The sequence below is a fragment of the Bacillus sp. AR2-1 genome (genome assembly GCF_008368755.1).
Lineage (GTDB): Bacteria > Bacillota > Bacilli > Bacillales > Bacillaceae_G > Bacillus_A > Bacillus_A wiedmannii.
The window spans coordinates 128330-143351 of the sequence record NZ_QORY01000003.1; the positions used below are offsets into that span (position 1 = coordinate 128330).

General features: G+C 30.8%; 11 protein-coding genes and 3 pseudogenes. 3 read left to right on the forward strand and 11 right to left on the reverse strand.

The features are described from left to right. Window position 1 precedes the first annotated feature (1 nt). From DT250_RS03660 to DT250_RS31580, 3 genes and pseudogenes are all read right to left on the reverse strand, one after another. Complete coding sequence (locus DT250_RS03660) at window positions 2-673, reverse strand: septation ring formation regulator EzrA (RefSeq protein ID WP_149212554.1); 672 nt, start codon at window positions 671-673, stop codon at window positions 2-4. Next, window positions 639-1211, reverse strand: coding sequence for a sigma-70 family RNA polymerase sigma factor (locus DT250_RS03665; RefSeq protein ID WP_011040847.1), 573 nt, complete (start codon window positions 1209-1211; stop codon window positions 639-641). Before DT250_RS03665 ends, DT250_RS03660 begins: the two co-directional genes overlap by 35 nt. A 229-nt stretch (window positions 1212-1440) precedes the next feature. Then, window positions 1441-2374: pseudogene (locus DT250_RS31580) on the reverse strand (SLC5/6 family protein); the annotation flags it as partial. On the opposite strand from DT250_RS31580, the pseudogene DT250_RS03680 reads away from it, so the two are divergent. Then, window positions 2358-3203: pseudogene (locus tag DT250_RS03680) on the forward strand (APC family permease); the annotation flags it as partial. The pseudogenes DT250_RS31580 and DT250_RS03680 overlap by 17 nt on opposite strands. Before the next feature lie 406 nt (window positions 3204-3609). Here DT250_RS03680 and DT250_RS03685 read toward each other — a convergent pair. Then, window positions 3610-4782 (reverse strand): tyrosine-type recombinase/integrase, encoded by a 1173-nt coding sequence (locus DT250_RS03685; RefSeq protein ID WP_149212555.1) that lies wholly within the window; start codon window positions 4780-4782, stop codon window positions 3610-3612. 383 nt (window positions 4783-5165) lie between these two features. Between DT250_RS03685 and DT250_RS03690 the strand changes: the two genes are divergently transcribed. Next, window positions 5166-6158 carry a helix-turn-helix domain-containing protein gene (locus DT250_RS03690; RefSeq protein WP_087984364.1) on the forward strand — a complete coding sequence of 331 codons (993 nt, stop codon included), beginning with the start codon at window positions 5166-5168 and terminating at the stop codon, window positions 6156-6158. A gap of 197 nt (window positions 6159-6355) precedes the next feature. Here DT250_RS03690 and DT250_RS03695 read toward each other — a convergent pair whose 3' ends face one another. The 5 genes from DT250_RS03695 to DT250_RS03715 all read right to left on the reverse strand — a co-directional run bounded on the left by DT250_RS03695 (window position 6356) and on the right by DT250_RS03715 (window position 11258). Continuing rightward, complete coding sequence (locus DT250_RS03695; RefSeq protein WP_149212556.1) at window positions 6356-7747, reverse strand: family 8 glycosyl hydrolase; 1392 nt, start codon at window positions 7745-7747, stop codon at window positions 6356-6358. 870 nt (window positions 7748-8617) lie between these two features. Beyond that, window positions 8618-9352 carry a Bax inhibitor-1/YccA family protein gene (locus tag DT250_RS03700; RefSeq protein WP_149212557.1) on the reverse strand — a complete coding sequence of 245 codons (735 nt, stop codon included), beginning with the start codon at window positions 9350-9352 and terminating at the stop codon, window positions 8618-8620. A gap of 39 nt (window positions 9353-9391) precedes the next feature. Beyond that, on the reverse strand, window positions 9392-10186 hold the full coding sequence (locus tag DT250_RS03705; RefSeq protein WP_149212558.1) for an ABC transporter permease: 795 nt from the start codon (window positions 10184-10186) through the stop codon (window positions 9392-9394). Then, window positions 10183-10881 (reverse strand): ABC transporter ATP-binding protein, encoded by a 699-nt coding sequence (locus tag DT250_RS03710; RefSeq protein WP_149212559.1) that lies wholly within the window; start codon window positions 10879-10881, stop codon window positions 10183-10185. The genes DT250_RS03705 and DT250_RS03710 overlap by 4 nt, the downstream gene beginning before the upstream one ends. Next, window positions 10878-11258: a GntR family transcriptional regulator gene (locus DT250_RS03715; RefSeq protein ID WP_149212560.1), complete on the reverse strand. Its 381-nt coding sequence runs from the start codon at window positions 11256-11258 to the stop codon at window positions 10878-10880. Before DT250_RS03715 ends, DT250_RS03710 begins: the two co-directional genes overlap by 4 nt. 258 nt (window positions 11259-11516) lie before the next feature. Here DT250_RS03715 and DT250_RS03720 point away from each other — a divergent pair. Further along, a pseudogene (locus tag DT250_RS03720) lies at window positions 11517-11672 on the forward strand (IS4 family transposase); the annotation flags it as partial. 49 nt (window positions 11673-11721) lie between these two features. Here DT250_RS03720 and DT250_RS03725 read toward each other — a convergent pair. After that, complete coding sequence (locus tag DT250_RS03725) at window positions 11722-12717, reverse strand: DUF4046 domain-containing protein (protein ID WP_149212586.1); 996 nt, start codon at window positions 12715-12717, stop codon at window positions 11722-11724. Between the two features lie 549 nt (window positions 12718-13266). Further along, window positions 13267-14997, reverse strand: a complete 1731-nt coding sequence (locus DT250_RS03730) for a methyl-accepting chemotaxis protein (protein WP_149212561.1) — start codon at window positions 14995-14997, stop codon at window positions 13267-13269. Window positions 14998-15022: the final 25 nt, after the last annotated feature.

Genomic DNA, 15022 nt, shown 5'->3' on the forward strand with positions numbered 1-15022 from the left:
TTTAATGTGGTATAAAGTTAACGTACGCCTTATAGAACAAATAGAATACAATTGAATAGCTTAAGATATAAAAGAGACTTCTTTTCCCCCTTAATATCCATTTTAATTTTCTATCCTGTAGCGACAGCTTTATTTTACTTCCTTTTGGCACGTTACATACTACTTCAAACAATTCACGATACTCCTCATTAATCCCTAAAAGTACGTACTCTTTATCGTTTGTATATTTTATATATAAAAATTCACTGCCGCTTTTACGATCTAATACTGTTTTCATAGAGACAATTTCATCTAACTGATATATTTTCAAATCAACGTCGTTATAATATTGATCAACAAAGAACACATACAGTTTTTTATTTGTAACAACGAGGACGTTATTAATACCAAAATTCATAGAAAGAAAACCGATTCCTAATGTTATAGCCGTCCCTGTTTGCCAACCCTTTACACGCGGATTGGACGCAGCCATGTTATATAAAATCTCTTCACCCTGCTGTAAATTACCTTGCACCTGATGATAACAACGCTGCATCAAAATACTTTTTGTTACTACCATTTTTGCACGTCCTATTTTCTTTTCATCTACTTTTGTTTCAACATTATATTCTGCTACATCTTGATCACTATATTGTAAATTATTTAAACCCTGCAACAGTTCCTCTTTGCGCATCAGTTTCCCCTCCTATTATCTTTTTTATTTTTTTTCGTCCTCTTGAAAGCCTGCTATACACAGTATCTGTTGCCAGCCCTAATTCAGAAGCAATCTCTTGCACACTATATTCATCCAGATACCTTTTTATAAAAATTTTTTTATCTTCATTGTTTAGCGACCTAATTAAAAGATAAAAGTTTTCTTCCTCCTCTTCTTTTGTTTGATTTGTGCCTGTTCTCTCTTCATATATATCCTGCTGAAATTCTTGTAATCTATATACTTGATTACTCTTTCTCTTAAAATCTATCGCTTTAAACTTCGCGATAGATATAAGCCAATTTCTAAATTTTCCGCGTTTCTCATCATAACTATCAATGTTGTACCAAATGATTAACAAAATATCATCAACACACTCATCCACTAACACTTTACTATGGGATGTATCTAATACACCGTGAACAACTTTATAAATTAAATCTCCATACTGATCAATTGCTGCATGTAATGCTTTCATATCTTTCTTTCGCAACCCTTCTACTATTTCTACTTCTCGCATTCCTATCACCACTCTTTGCTCCATTCTCTATTCACTTAATATACGAATTATAATGATGGTTTTCTGACATTATGATAAAAAGATCTCAATTTTATGCTTCTATATTGTAGCACTAGTAAAAGTAGGGGTAGCACCACATCGCCATCAAATTAAGAAAACAAGTCACCCCAAAACGAAATTTTGTGCTAACTTGTGACAAAAAAGCTCATTTTTTCGTTTTGGGTTTATTTTAAAATCTTAGCTCGACAGGCATGGGCTTTATTCCGCAAATCAACAAATTAATGCCGTTCTTTATTTTCCTATTGTATTTTGCTAGTACTGGTACTTTACGAATCGCATACATTGGTAATAGACATAAGATACCAGCAACTAACGGACCGCTAAGGGCATCAATGATTCCAAGAATACCTGGATTTGTATAAGCAACATACCAGCATGTTAATACGACAAAAGTAAGAATCATTGTCTTAACTGTTTTCTCTCCTAAATCTTTCCCACGTTTTTTACCGGACTTGATAATCATGTCACGCATTACCTCATACGCTCCTATAATGACCAAGGAAAGACTTTGTAATAGCCACAAACGCAATGATAGGAGCTGCAATAGTGATTACTGGAGAATTAAGCTCATTAGCAAGATATGATAGGATTGACAAGTTCTGTTCTTTTGCCACCTTAAGATCATCTGGAGTCAAACTTAAAGTACTACTCCAAACAAAGAACATAACAACAGCGAATGTCATGATATAACAAACTTTTTGTATTTGAGCACACTTGGCATCAGTAGCGTCTATTCCATACGTAGCTCTCTGTTTCATAACGAATGACGAAATCATAGGAGAATGATTAAAAGAGAATACTATGATTGGTAGTATCATCCAAATCATTCCAAAATATCCTGTTCCAGTTGAAGCAGTAGAAACACTTGAAAAACTTAGCATTGAAGTATTCCATTGTGGAATTAAAGATATTGCAATAAAAAGTAGAGAAGCAATGAAAGGATATACTAACATGCTCATTATCTTTACAGTAATATCTTGACCAAAATTCAGTATAGTGATAAGACCGAATACTAATACAAGTGATAAAATAGCCCTTGGAGGCTCTGGCATGTGTAATTGATGCACAATAAAACTACTTGCAGTTGTGTTTGTAATTTGTATTATTTCACTTTTAATAGTTGTCGCTGTAATTGTTTCTATACCCTATGTAAAATTAAGTTCTTTTACACCATTTGTACCAAACGGGTGGTCTTCCGTTGGCGCTTCTTCTGTAATTATCTTTTTCTCATTTGTAGGATGGGAGATGATTACCCCATTAGCTGAAAAATTTAAAAGACCCGCTAAAGATATTTCCATTAGTTTATTTTTAGGGGCAATTTGTATCTCCATTATGTACATTGCTATATCTTTTGTAACAATAGGGACCCACTCATATGGTGATAAGAACCAGATAGCTTCCCTTAGTATTCTAATATCAAAAGGATTAGGACCAATAGGTACATATATAACAACTATCTTAGCAATTTTCATTTCGTTTAGTGCTGTACATGCTAACAATGCAGGTTTTTCAAGAATGATTTACGCTCAAGCTAGAGAAGGACATTTCCCTTCCTTTTTTGCTAGATTACATTCTAGATTACATTCTAAATTTCAAACTCCAACTAGGGTATTACTAGTTTTAGGAGGTATTTTTAGTTGTATTTTAATTTTTTATGATGTGGCATGACCAAATTTAGAAATGCTTCTTAAAGGTCCTAGTGTAATTTTTATTACCTCATATATTTTTACAATGCTAGCTGCTCTTAAATTATTAAAAGTGCGTGATATTGGTTGGTGGATGGCCTTCCTATCTCTAATTATATACTCATTTAGTGGTTGGGCTATTTTCTATCCAGTTATCTTATCAATTATTGGTTGGATTTATATAGTTATGAATAAGAAGTATAGTACTATAGCCAATCATTTAATAAATACATCAAATGAAAACTAGTCTCATATAATCTAAAAATTTACCACTCAAAATATAAACTAATATTAATACTATTAATGGTGGAATAAGGAAATCTTCCACTGACTTATAAGTAGCTCAAAATAACCTACTAATTATGCACATTCAAAAACCAGGATAACTTTTTAAAATCATCCTGGTTTTTCTATATTTAATAAAATCTATCGTCTCCTATTTATAGAGATCATATCTAACAGCTCTAATCGACTCTATATATTTCTATGAATTTTTTCAATGTAGATAACCTTGTATATAATAGAAGGAATTTTTTATTCTTCAATTAATTAAGTTTGATAATGGACTGTATTAATTAAAAATAAAAGAGAATTAACTTTATTTAATTATGTAAAAAATACATAATTAAATAAAGTTATAATCATTATAAAATTCATATCAACATATCAGCGAAAGAAGATCCAACGTTATTTTTACGCTTCATATGTTTTTCTAAATATATTTTTGTAGTTTGAATATTTTCGTGACCGAGTGTTTGCATTAAATGATATAAATCCGCATTTCCTTGTTCTACTGCCATAATTGCAAAAGCATGTCGAAATGTATGTGCAGTTACTGAATTTTCACGATATTGTAAGAACTCTAAGTCTGTCTTCTTTATCATATCTGTTACCTGATTTGATAGTGTTTTAGAATTATATGCACTTCCTCTTTGATTTATAAATAACGGACTTTCATCCCCTTTTTCCAATACCGTTTGAAAACCTCTTCTTCTTCTCATCTCACAAATGCATTGGTATAAATGTTCTGAAATAAAAAGTTCACGCACTTTGTCCCCTTTTCCCCTAACCTTTAACCAATACTTTCCATCATAGTGTAAATCTTTTACTCTTGCAGTACACAACTCCTGAATACGCGCACCAGTACTTGCTAATGCAAGTATTATTGTATAGTTTATTAAATGTCCTCTTTCTTTATAAAAACCTAATATTTTCATGACTTCTTCATAGGATAAATCCCGATTCGGTCGATCTTTTTCATTTACATTCGCACGCTGTAATTCTTCATGAAGTGGTTTTTCAATATACCCAAATACATGAAGATGCTTTAAAAAAGAACGAATCAAAACTGTTTTTTTCGCCAAAGTTGCAACAGCATACGTATTCCCACTTCTACCATTTTGTACATTTTTTAACCAGTAATTAAATTTACGAATATGCCAAGGCTGTAATGTTTTTAATAAAGAAGTATTTCGTTGAACTTCTTCCCCATTCACTTCAAACTCTTCTGCATGCTGTACCATACATTTGCAAAATGATATTATTTCAGACACATAACTCTTTATTGTATCTTCCTTTCTATTTTTGTTTTCATCCATATCATTTTGTAAATGTACAAAATGATATATCACTTCAAGGTCACCTAGAAATTCATATTTTCTCTTTCCTTCTTTTTCTGCTACCTCTATCTTTTTTTCCACATCATACATATAACGAGTATTATACATAAATGAAGATATATCTTTTATATTGTCTAAATATATATTTATAAATTCTTTTTGATTTTTTAATATAGGTAAAAGTCCTTTTTGATTTTTATCATCCATACCTATACATCACCTCTTCTTGTATAGATTTTAATTTATATTATATTTATTAAGTATACTATGATTTTTACATCACTTACATCGATTATAGAAATTAATAATCATTTTATTTCTGTAATAAGTCTATATTCTTCTCTATTTAGTTATACATATAATTTCCTATAATTTTTTACTATATAGATAAATATTTAGCATAATTTTATACAATTTTACAAAACATATATATATAAATAAGTATTAAATTTTGTCTAACATTAAGATAAAGTTATAAATCACTTTTACATATTGGTATAATGATATTTTATTTTATATCTAATTAAGAATCTGATATGATATATACATACTTTATGAATTATAGAGAGTAACTAAGGAGGTATACTTTCATGACACAAGATTTACTGTTTATTACAAAACCTACAGTAACAACAAAAGAAGCAGCAGATTTAATGGGAGTTACCGTTCAGACCGTTCTAAAGAAAGAAAAAGAAGGTCTTATAGAATGTGTATATAAAGATAATTGGAAACAATTCGGAAGTAAAATATTCTATTTAGAAGATATTGAACGGTTAATGAATAACGATGAAATAAAAGGATTAAGTACAAAAAAAGCAGCAGAAATTCTAAATATAGCACCCTCCACTATCTTTACATATATTAAATCCGGAAAATTAAAAGCCTCGATGGTAGAAAAGCGAGGTAAACAAGTATATGTCATTGATGAAGAAGAACTAGAAAATTTCCAGCTCAATTACGAAAAAGCTACAACAAAAGAACGTAAAACATTCATTACTAAGATTCAGGATACAGACATTTATTTATATCAATTATTAATACAGCGACATACAGAAAAAAAAGCTAGGGTAATAGAAATTAATGGATTCGATGGAAAGGTTCTTACAGAAGATGAAGAAATTTTCTCATTATCAGCTTATAAAGAACATGATTATTCCCTTGAACCCTTCCAAAAACACACAGTGATTACGAAGCGAGGCTATTTATCTTTTACATTTAAAAAGCCTCAGTTATTTAATTCTATTACTTATAATCTAATAAATTTATTTTATAAAGAGCTTGGTGTCACAAATATGCGATTGACTACTACACAAGATATCATCAGATTGGAAATTAAACCATTTGTTTTACAGGTAGATCCATTACAGTTCCAAGAAGAGATTAAGTATTTACATTCACATATGAAGTCAGGCTCAATACTCCCTCATGTTGAAGGTATTTATTTTAAAAGTAATGTAGAGCCATTAACTTTTCATGCAGATCATGACTTTAAGCAAAAAGTAATTCAAATGGCTGCTGAATCTGGTATGGGGCAAGAAGAGTTTTTATTACAAGCTGTAAAATCATATATTGAAAAGTTTTGAAGTTTATTTACATCAACTTCCTACGGGTACATTATTTTATTTCCATCCTCCAAGAATTATCTAATCCATATAGTTGTCTTATAAGTAAAAAACGTAGAAATTATAAATTCCTACGTTTTTTACTATATAAGTTGCTACTAATCGCTTATCTATATTTTTAAAAGGTATCAAATTTAAAATTTGATATTCATACAATCTTAATTCTGTTCCTTCAATTCAGATTGAACTTCTAAATTTATTGGACTTTGTATCAGTTTTTCATCCGAAATCGGCTTCCACCAATTACCTGTTATAAACAACATGGTCAAAAGATTATAACTATCACTGAAATAACTCTCTTTCTTATTCTTCATCCAATCCCAACCGCTATTTACCCATTCTTGATTATTGCTGTTAGTGGTACCAGCGGCAATAAAAGGCGAAACGTATACCGCTGTTGGATAATCACCAATATTTGTTCCATCTAGTTTATAGCCGTCTACAATTTTAGATGGATTACCTTTTGTTTTACCCTTTATCCATGTAGCAACTTTATCAGAAATTACCTTACCTCTCTTTTCTCCATACATCGCATAGTCCATAACAATTCGGAGTGGTACACGACTCGCATTATAGTAATATGAATCAGTATATTTCGATTCATCTAAAAAATCTTTTGGTGCAGGCTGTGGTGGATTTTTCACAACAAAATCAGAAATCAATCCTGTCTTTGGTGAATATTTATTTGTGAAATTTGTATAAGTATTGTAGAGATTATCAATAACATTAAGCCAAGTTTTATCTCCTGTAAATTCGTAGAATGCCCTTAAATGAGACATCATCCAGTCGGATGGTCTAGTATCAAATGTACTTTTGTCTCCCCAATCCCCTAAATTCAAACCGTTATTTTGGGTCACATTACTAGCCTTAATACCTTTTGTAATCATATTTTGAGCTTCTTTTAAATAATTGATTTTCCCACTTGATCCCCATTGCTTATGAGCAAGAAGAAGTGAGTAAGCAATGTCTAAATCCCCATCTGTTGCAGAATCAAAATGCCCTTGTGCTTTCTTGTCATCTGCTACAACCCACCCCATTAAATTTGGGTTTATGGAACTTTTAAAAGCTCTTGCTGTTTTAAATAAGCCATCATAAATTGTCTGAGCATTTGAATCATGTCCTGCCATTAAAACTGTAATAATCATCCCATATCCTTGTCCTTCTGAAGTTCCTAATGGTCTAAACCCATCTGGATTTCCCGTAATCTCACCCTTAACATAATACCCACCAGGTAGTGATGATAAATCATTCTTTAGATACTTCTTTTTCCAATCGTTATAATAATTTTTAACTGCATTATTCAGGCTTTCCTGTGAAACATGATTCGGTTTTAAAATCCCTGAGTAATTTACTTGTTGAGGAAAAGGTTTCATCTCCTTAGCGACAGCGGATACTTGAGTAGAATTTGTTATAAGAGAAGAATTGATTTTGTGTCCATTTTTTATTAATGTATCATTGTCTAAAGATGCTGCTGAAATACAATTAGTATAGCCTGCAAACCCAATCCCACATGCACATATAACGGTGAATATCGTTCTTTTTTGTCTCATTTTTTTGTCTCCCTTAAAATAAATTTTAAAATTCAGATAAAATTTTGTATTTCTATGATAATTACTCCCATAACAAACGTACCCTTTTTTTGAAAGATTTGGAATACAGTTAGATATTTTTCAAACTAAGTCTGACTTGGTATATTTTTTATACTTTTCTAATATAAGAATACTCATCTAAGCAATTTCAATAACTTATGGTATTTAATACTTGAAATAGTTAACATAAATAATGATATGCACATAAAAAAATAATTAAAATTATCATACAGTAACTAAATATTATTATGTAGTGACGGTAACTCAAATAATTTTTAATAATTAATAAACAACTAATTTTATTCAAATCAAAAACTATATTTTAATAATAATATTTCCTTATAAATCTTAGATAAAAGGAATATAGAGCTACAAAATAACAGATTTGAAAAATCTTGTTCAAATTTCGTCTAAATTTACATTTTCAACTATTTTTATAAGAGAATTCTAATCAAAAGATATTAATTAATATCATTTTGGGGATACCCCATGCCCATCAAATTAAAATCTCATACCACCCCCAGATTGAAAATTTTGTGCATTTTGCTCGTATTTATTGTTTTGGGATAACTCATTCTTTTAGCTTGATGGCGATGGGGTTCCGCCAACATAACGTGAATATCGTACGATAAGGAATAATCGGCTTTTTTAAACTGTTAATTCGTTTGTAGTAATCAAAGGAAGATTACAGAGGGGGGAGCTTAAAGCTTATAAGTATGGGTTGGGCCTTTTGTACAGTAACATCATACATTTGTTACTGCCTATATTGACCTAATTGATAATATGAGATACCAAAAACATCCTGCATGTTTGAACCATGCAGGATGTTTTTTAGTCTTTGTTTTTCATAATGTAAGAAACTAGACGAAGGATCTCCAGGTATAGCCATACTAATGTCATCATAAGCCCTACTGCGCTGTACCATTCCATATACTTCGGCGCTCCACTATGAGTACCATTTTCAATTGAATCAAAATCTAGTAATAAATCTAATGCAGCAACAATAATTACAATTGCACTTATTATAATACTAATTGTCCCACCTTGGTGAATATATGGAACAGTCACCCCTAAGATGCCCAGTAAGAAAACAATAAAATACATAATAAGAATTCCAAGTGTTGCAACCGTTACAACCGCACGAAACTTTTTAGTTACTTTTACTATTCGAGTTGCATATAACACTAACATGGCAAATAAAATTGAAATTGTTAGTAATACGGCAGTTAAAGCGATAGAATCACCAAAACGCAGTGTATAATATGCTGAAATACTTCCTAATAAAATCCCTTGTAATACTGCGTAAATCGGTGCGCAAATTGGGGATATGCGCGGAATGAATATAACTACAAATGCGACAATTAGAGTAACTATTATAATTCCAATCAACACGGGTATTTTCATTTCTCCTTGCATCATCTGTACGTACGAATAAACAGATGATGCAAGAAGTAAGATAAGCAAAACGAATGTTTTTCCTATCGTTCCGCCAATAGTCATTGTAGCAGCATTTGTCTTCTCTTTATGAAATTTGTCTTTTTTTAATATTGGATTAGTTGTTCTCATTTCTTCCTCCTAAATAAATTCTACCTTTAAATTGGAACTTTATATTTCTAATTTTTTATCAATGATACGTCCTGTAATAGCTGTTAGGGCAATTATGAATAAGCAAGTAAAACATACATATAAAATAGTGAATCCTTCACTAGGATACAGTGATGTGTCAATAAAACCATTTTTATCTATGAATCCCGTACTCTTTATGATGATTACATATTTCTCTAATTTACTTAAAACATCCAGTACTAATGTTTGGATTGTTAAAAATAAAGCGAAGAAAATAATCGATATAACCATCTTACTCATTGATGACTTTATAGGAATCAGCCTTGTAATTACCATGATGAAATAGCAGGAAATTAATATACTCATGAAATCGATTCCCCATAAAAAAACAGAAAGTATGTGATGAAGAATTCCATATGCATATAACTTATGAAAATCTTGTTGGTAGCCTCCGACTACATTTCCTCCATAGGTACTTTTGGAAAAATAGTATAGAAAAATTAAGCCTATAACAAGTAAAAGAATAAACATTAATGTGAAAAAGAATAAATTTGCATATATATATTTTTTTCCTGAGATGGCTGTATAACGTATCATAGTATTTTTTAGCATTTTATTGAAAGAAGGCAAAGCTATTAAAATCAGTAAAAATGCAGTGCCACCTATTATTGAAATAAATATACCTAATGTTATATCCTTTGTAAGCTGATTTGTAACCTTCGATAGTCCCATCATATTAAATAAAAGAAGTAACGAAATAGTAATAAATCCAAAATAAAAGACGGCTATCTTTTTTCTATTACAATTAAATAAATAACGAAAAAGTGGATTCATTTCTCAAAAACCTCCTTAAATAACTCATGTACTGCTTTTCCATGGTGAAAACGAATTTCTTCTACATTTTCATGCAATACAATACTCCCGCCTTTTAAAAAGATTACCTCATCAAATATATTTTCAATTTCCTCTATTAAATGAGTCGAAATAAGAATGGTACTATCTTCACGATAAAAGTTAAGAATTAAATCTAATACATGCTTTCTAGAAACAAGATCAATTCCACCTAATGGCTCGTCTAATACATATACCTTTGCTTTCCTTGAAAAGGTTAATATTAGCTGTAATATCCCTGTTTTCCCTTTTGATAAGATGCTTATACTCTCCTCTAGTGGGATTTTAAAGTTAGCTATTAATTCTATTGCTTGTTGTAGATTAAAATCGGCATACATATCTCGATAGAACAACAAGGCATCTTTTACAGTCATCCATTTTTCAAAAACAGGACTATCGGGCATAAATGAAACGATTTTTTTCGTTTCTAATCCCACCTTTTTATCTTTAATTGTAATACTTCCTTTCGAAGGGTAACGTAAACCAGATATCATTTTTAATAATGTCGTTTTACCACTACTATTTTCACCAACAAGACCGATAATTTTTCCTTCTGATATTGTTAAGCTTACGTCTTGAATCACTGTTTTTAAATCATATCTTTTCGATAGATTTTCAATTTTCAATAATTCTTTCATTCATTTCCCCCCTTTTTCTTTTCCAAAGAAGAACGAAGTATTGAGAGAACCTCTTCTTCCATAAATCCTAAGTTATTCATTCCATTTATAAAATTATCAAGCAACTCTTTTGCCATTTCTTTGCGTAGCCCTGTAATTTTTTCTTCATTCATTGTTACAAATCTTCCTGTTCCTCTACGTGTCTCAGCAATACCTTCCCGTTCTAGCTCTTGAAACGTACGTTGAATTGTATTTGGATTCACTTGTAATTCACCCGCTAATTCACGTACAGCAGGAATTTTATTACCTGGCACCAAACGTCCTGTTACAATTTCTTTTTTGATGTATTCCATTACCTGAACATAAATGGGGATATTAGGAGAAAACTCAGTTTTCATTTCTTTCCTCCTCTGTATCAGTGTACTAGATAAATAGTACACTGATACAAATTATATGTAAATAGTTATTTTGAAAAATATAATAAATAGAAGGTGATATATTTAGTGAATTAGTGTAACCAACAAAGTCCCATAAAAGACCGTTTAAGGAACTCTATGGGGTCACGCCACATCGCCATCAAGCTAAAAAATTGTATACATAAAACGAAAAAAACGCTATTCTTTTTGTAAAAATATACAGAAAGAATGGCGTTTTTGATGAATCCTATCATTTCAAATGAACTGAATCTTTTCGCACAAGAGCTACAATACTTTTTATCTCCAGTATTCCTACAAGATATTGCCAAACAAGTTGGCTTTGTACAGCGATCTAGCAAGTATCAAGCAAACGAACTCATTGCCCTTTTCGTATATTAGAAATAACTTTGTATGAGAAGTTCACAAATATATAATTATAAATACATTAAGAGTTATTTATATAACCCCTAAATAAATGTTTTTCATATTTATTTGGATATACATCATTAATCATTGCATACGGACTCCCATTCCAGTACCTTATTAATGGAGTCCATAATCTATGCCTTTTTAGCCACTTCATTGTATATTTCTGTAATAATTGATTATCTGTTAGCTTTTCTTTTTCCTCAATTGTCCACCGTAATGCATCGAGCGCTTTTTCTTTCGTCCAAAAACCACTAGGTGTCATCTTAAACTCCCATTCTTTAAATTGATTTGGATACAAATCATTGATCATTGCATATGGACTATCATTCCAATACAATTGAATGGCCCCTCTTAATCCCGATTGTGTTAACCATTTTTTTTTGTATATATTTTTCAATTGTTCCTGATTTAACTTTTCTTTTTCTTCAATTGTCCATTTCAGTGCTTCTAAAGCCTTTTCTTTTGTCCAAAAATTATTAGGAGTCTTAGTAAATTCCCATTCTTTAAATCGGTTTGGATATAAATTATTAATCAACGCGTACGGACTTCCATCCCAAAACATCCGTAAAGGTGCACTTAGTCGCCGTTCATTTAACCATTTTTGCCCATAAATTTGCAAAAGTTTTTGTGCAGATAGTTTTTCTTCTTCTTCAATTATCCATCTTAATAATTGTAGGGCTTTTTCTTTCGTCCAAAAATTTAATGGTGTCATTTTAAATTCCCATTCCTTAAATCGATTCGGATATACATCATTAATCATCGCATACGGGCTATTTTCATATTTAAGCTTCAATAAGCCTTGTAGTCGATACTTCACAATTAATGCATTATTCCAATACTGTTTAATCTGTTCTTCGTTCCAATTTAAAATATTTGTAACTAAATACCTTGTTACTCTTTTGGCCATATCGTTGTTTTTATCTGAATTCCAAGTATTTCTTGGGAATCTATTTCTTTTTCCATCTAATATCTCCTGATAAATTTCCTCTATAGTAATTGCTTTGATCTGCATTTCACAATCTTCATTCCTTTCCAACCTTATAAATAAAGAAAATTCCAAATTTGTTATATAGGTTAATACTATTGTCTTGTTATTCTAGGGAAAACTTCAATAATGCTTTTGAAGAAAATTAATGTTGATATTTATAAAATAATTTATGTATACGGTAGATTTAATAGTTAATTCCCCAATCTACAATTAGGAGAATTATTTAATACTAATTATCGAAGCCTCTTTGGACGGAAGTCTTCTTTTTCTGAAATAATTAATTTTGTAATATTGATACATTTCGTACGCTAATTGGCGCTGCTATCTTATATTAGATATACCAATTGCTATAATTGAAATATCACTAATATGTATGCATTTGTTATAATAAGCCTTGTTTCTTTATTAATAATTGTTAAATACCTTTTATGTATAAACATCCAGTCGATGTCTGTTCAATTCTTACATAAGTATCCAGGAGAAATAAATAATAAAAGTAAAAAAGACTACTGCATTATAAAAGTTACAATAGTCTTTTTTATTACTCCTATATCATAATCAATATATTTATATTTATTTTTCTTTGCCTTGTTTCTCAATAATAAATTTCGAAACTAATTCTGATAATGCTTCTACTTTTTCTTTTATTTTGTTAGATTGATTCGAAATTTCTTCAATTGAGGCTGCCTGTGATTGGATTGACTGTACCGTTTGAGTTGTTTCCTTAGCTACTTGCGTTGCAGTTTCAGAAACATTCGACATAGAGGCATTAACTTCTTCTGTACCGGCAGAGATTTCTTCTGTCGCTGCAGATACTTCTTGAATTTGACTAGTGATTTTATTAATAGCTACCATAATAGATGAGAATGCTTCATCCGCTTTATTAGCAGTTTCTTTTCCTTCCAACGCTTTTTGTTGACCTTTTTGCATTGCATCAACTGTATCTTTTGTATCTCGTTGAATTAATTGTATTAAATGATTGATTTCATTTGCGGATTTTTTAGACTTATCGGCTAAATCCCCAACCTCTGCTGCTACCACTGCAAATCCTTTTCCATTTTCTCCAGCACGTGCAGCTTCAATCGAAGCGTTTAAGGCAAGAAGGTTTGTTTGTTCAGCAATATTAGTGATCGCATCCAGAGCTTTATCAATTTGCTGTGTACGCATAACAAGTCTCTCTATTACTGTGGATGTTTCTTCAACAACCTCATGAATACTATTCATTTGAAGGATAGATTGTTTAATTACTTCACTACCAGAATTGACCTGTTCTGTTGTTGTGACCGCCACTTCTGTAACCGTTGCTGAAGACTCAGCTACAGTTTGAACGCCTGTCGCAATTTCTTCCATTGATGAGGAGCTTTCTTGAATACTAGTAACTTGTCCTTCTATTTTTTTATCAACCTCAGATATAGTTTGAACTACCTCTCTTGATATATGAGATGCTCGTTTAGTATCTTGCAACATCCCATTGGTAGAAGAAATGACCTCTTGAGTTGTGATTTTTACTTCTCCAATTAATTGTTGTAAGTTATCCAACATACTATTAAAAGACCTTACAATACTTCCTAATTCATTATCCGATTTATAAGAAGTACGTATCGTTAAATCACCTGCAGATACCTTTTCCATATCTCTTTCTAATAATACAATTGGTTGTCTAATTGCACTTTTAATGATATAGCCAATAAAAATAACGATTGCGATTGCTATAATAGAGATACTAACAAACAACATTATAGTATTTGTTGCACTGGCTGTATTATTTTTTTGTAATTGATCTGCATTATTATTATTAACCTGAATGAGCTCACGAATAGCCTGCACTGCCTTTTTCATATTAGGGTCAACTTCTTTCAGATAATAAGCATATGCTTCTTCATTATTAGATTGTCCCAAATCTTGTACTTTCCTCAGTTGTGTTCTTAATTCATTAAATACTTCATGAAATGTTGTATACAATTCTTTTTCTTTGTTAGAACTGACTCTAGACTCAAACTTCTTTATTAACTGATCAGTTTCTGAACGAGCTTCATCTATTTCTGTCAAAAGCTCTTTTATTCTTTTTTGATCTTTTGATAGAATAGTTTCCTTTACATTCATATTGATTAGATAAAAATTAGACTCTATAGCTCCTATCCACTGAATTGGTAACAAACTATCTTCATACATCGTATTAGATGCATGCTCCCCTTTTTTCAGGCCAATAAATCCTAGGATAGATAATATTATACAAGCCACACTTGCTATAATTACCAATACACTTAATGTTGTGCCAATTTTACTATTTTTTAAAAACGACAATTAACTCCACCTCATTGTTATATTA

Coding starts and splice junctions, on each gene's coding strand:
- DT250_RS03660 (WP_149212554.1), bottom strand. CDS start 673: ATGCGCAAAGAGGAACTGTTGCAGGGTTTAAATAATTTACAATATAGT.
- DT250_RS03665 (WP_011040847.1), bottom strand. CDS start 1,211: ATGCGAGAAGTAGAAATAGTAGAAGGGTTGCGAAAGAAAGATATGAAA.
- DT250_RS03685 (WP_149212555.1), bottom strand. CDS start 4,782: ATGGATGATAAAAATCAAAAAGGACTTTTACCTATATTAAAAAATCAA.
- DT250_RS03690 (WP_087984364.1), top strand. CDS start 5,166: ATGACACAAGATTTACTGTTTATTACAAAACCTACAGTAACAACAAAA.
- DT250_RS03695 (WP_149212556.1), bottom strand. CDS start 7,747: ATGAGACAAAAAAGAACGATATTCACCGTTATATGTGCATGTGGGATT.
- DT250_RS03700 (WP_149212557.1), bottom strand. CDS start 9,352: ATGAGAACAACTAATCCAATATTAAAAAAAGACAAATTTCATAAAGAG.
- DT250_RS03705 (WP_149212558.1), bottom strand. CDS start 10,186: ATGAATCCACTTTTTCGTTATTTATTTAATTGTAATAGAAAAAAGATA.
- DT250_RS03710 (WP_149212559.1), bottom strand. CDS start 10,881: ATGAAAGAATTATTGAAAATTGAAAATCTATCGAAAAGATATGATTTA.
- DT250_RS03715 (WP_149212560.1), bottom strand. CDS start 11,258: ATGAAAACTGAGTTTTCTCCTAATATCCCCATTTATGTTCAGGTAATG.
- DT250_RS03725 (WP_149212586.1), bottom strand. CDS start 12,717: ATGCAGATCAAAGCAATTACTATAGAGGAAATTTATCAGGAGATATTA.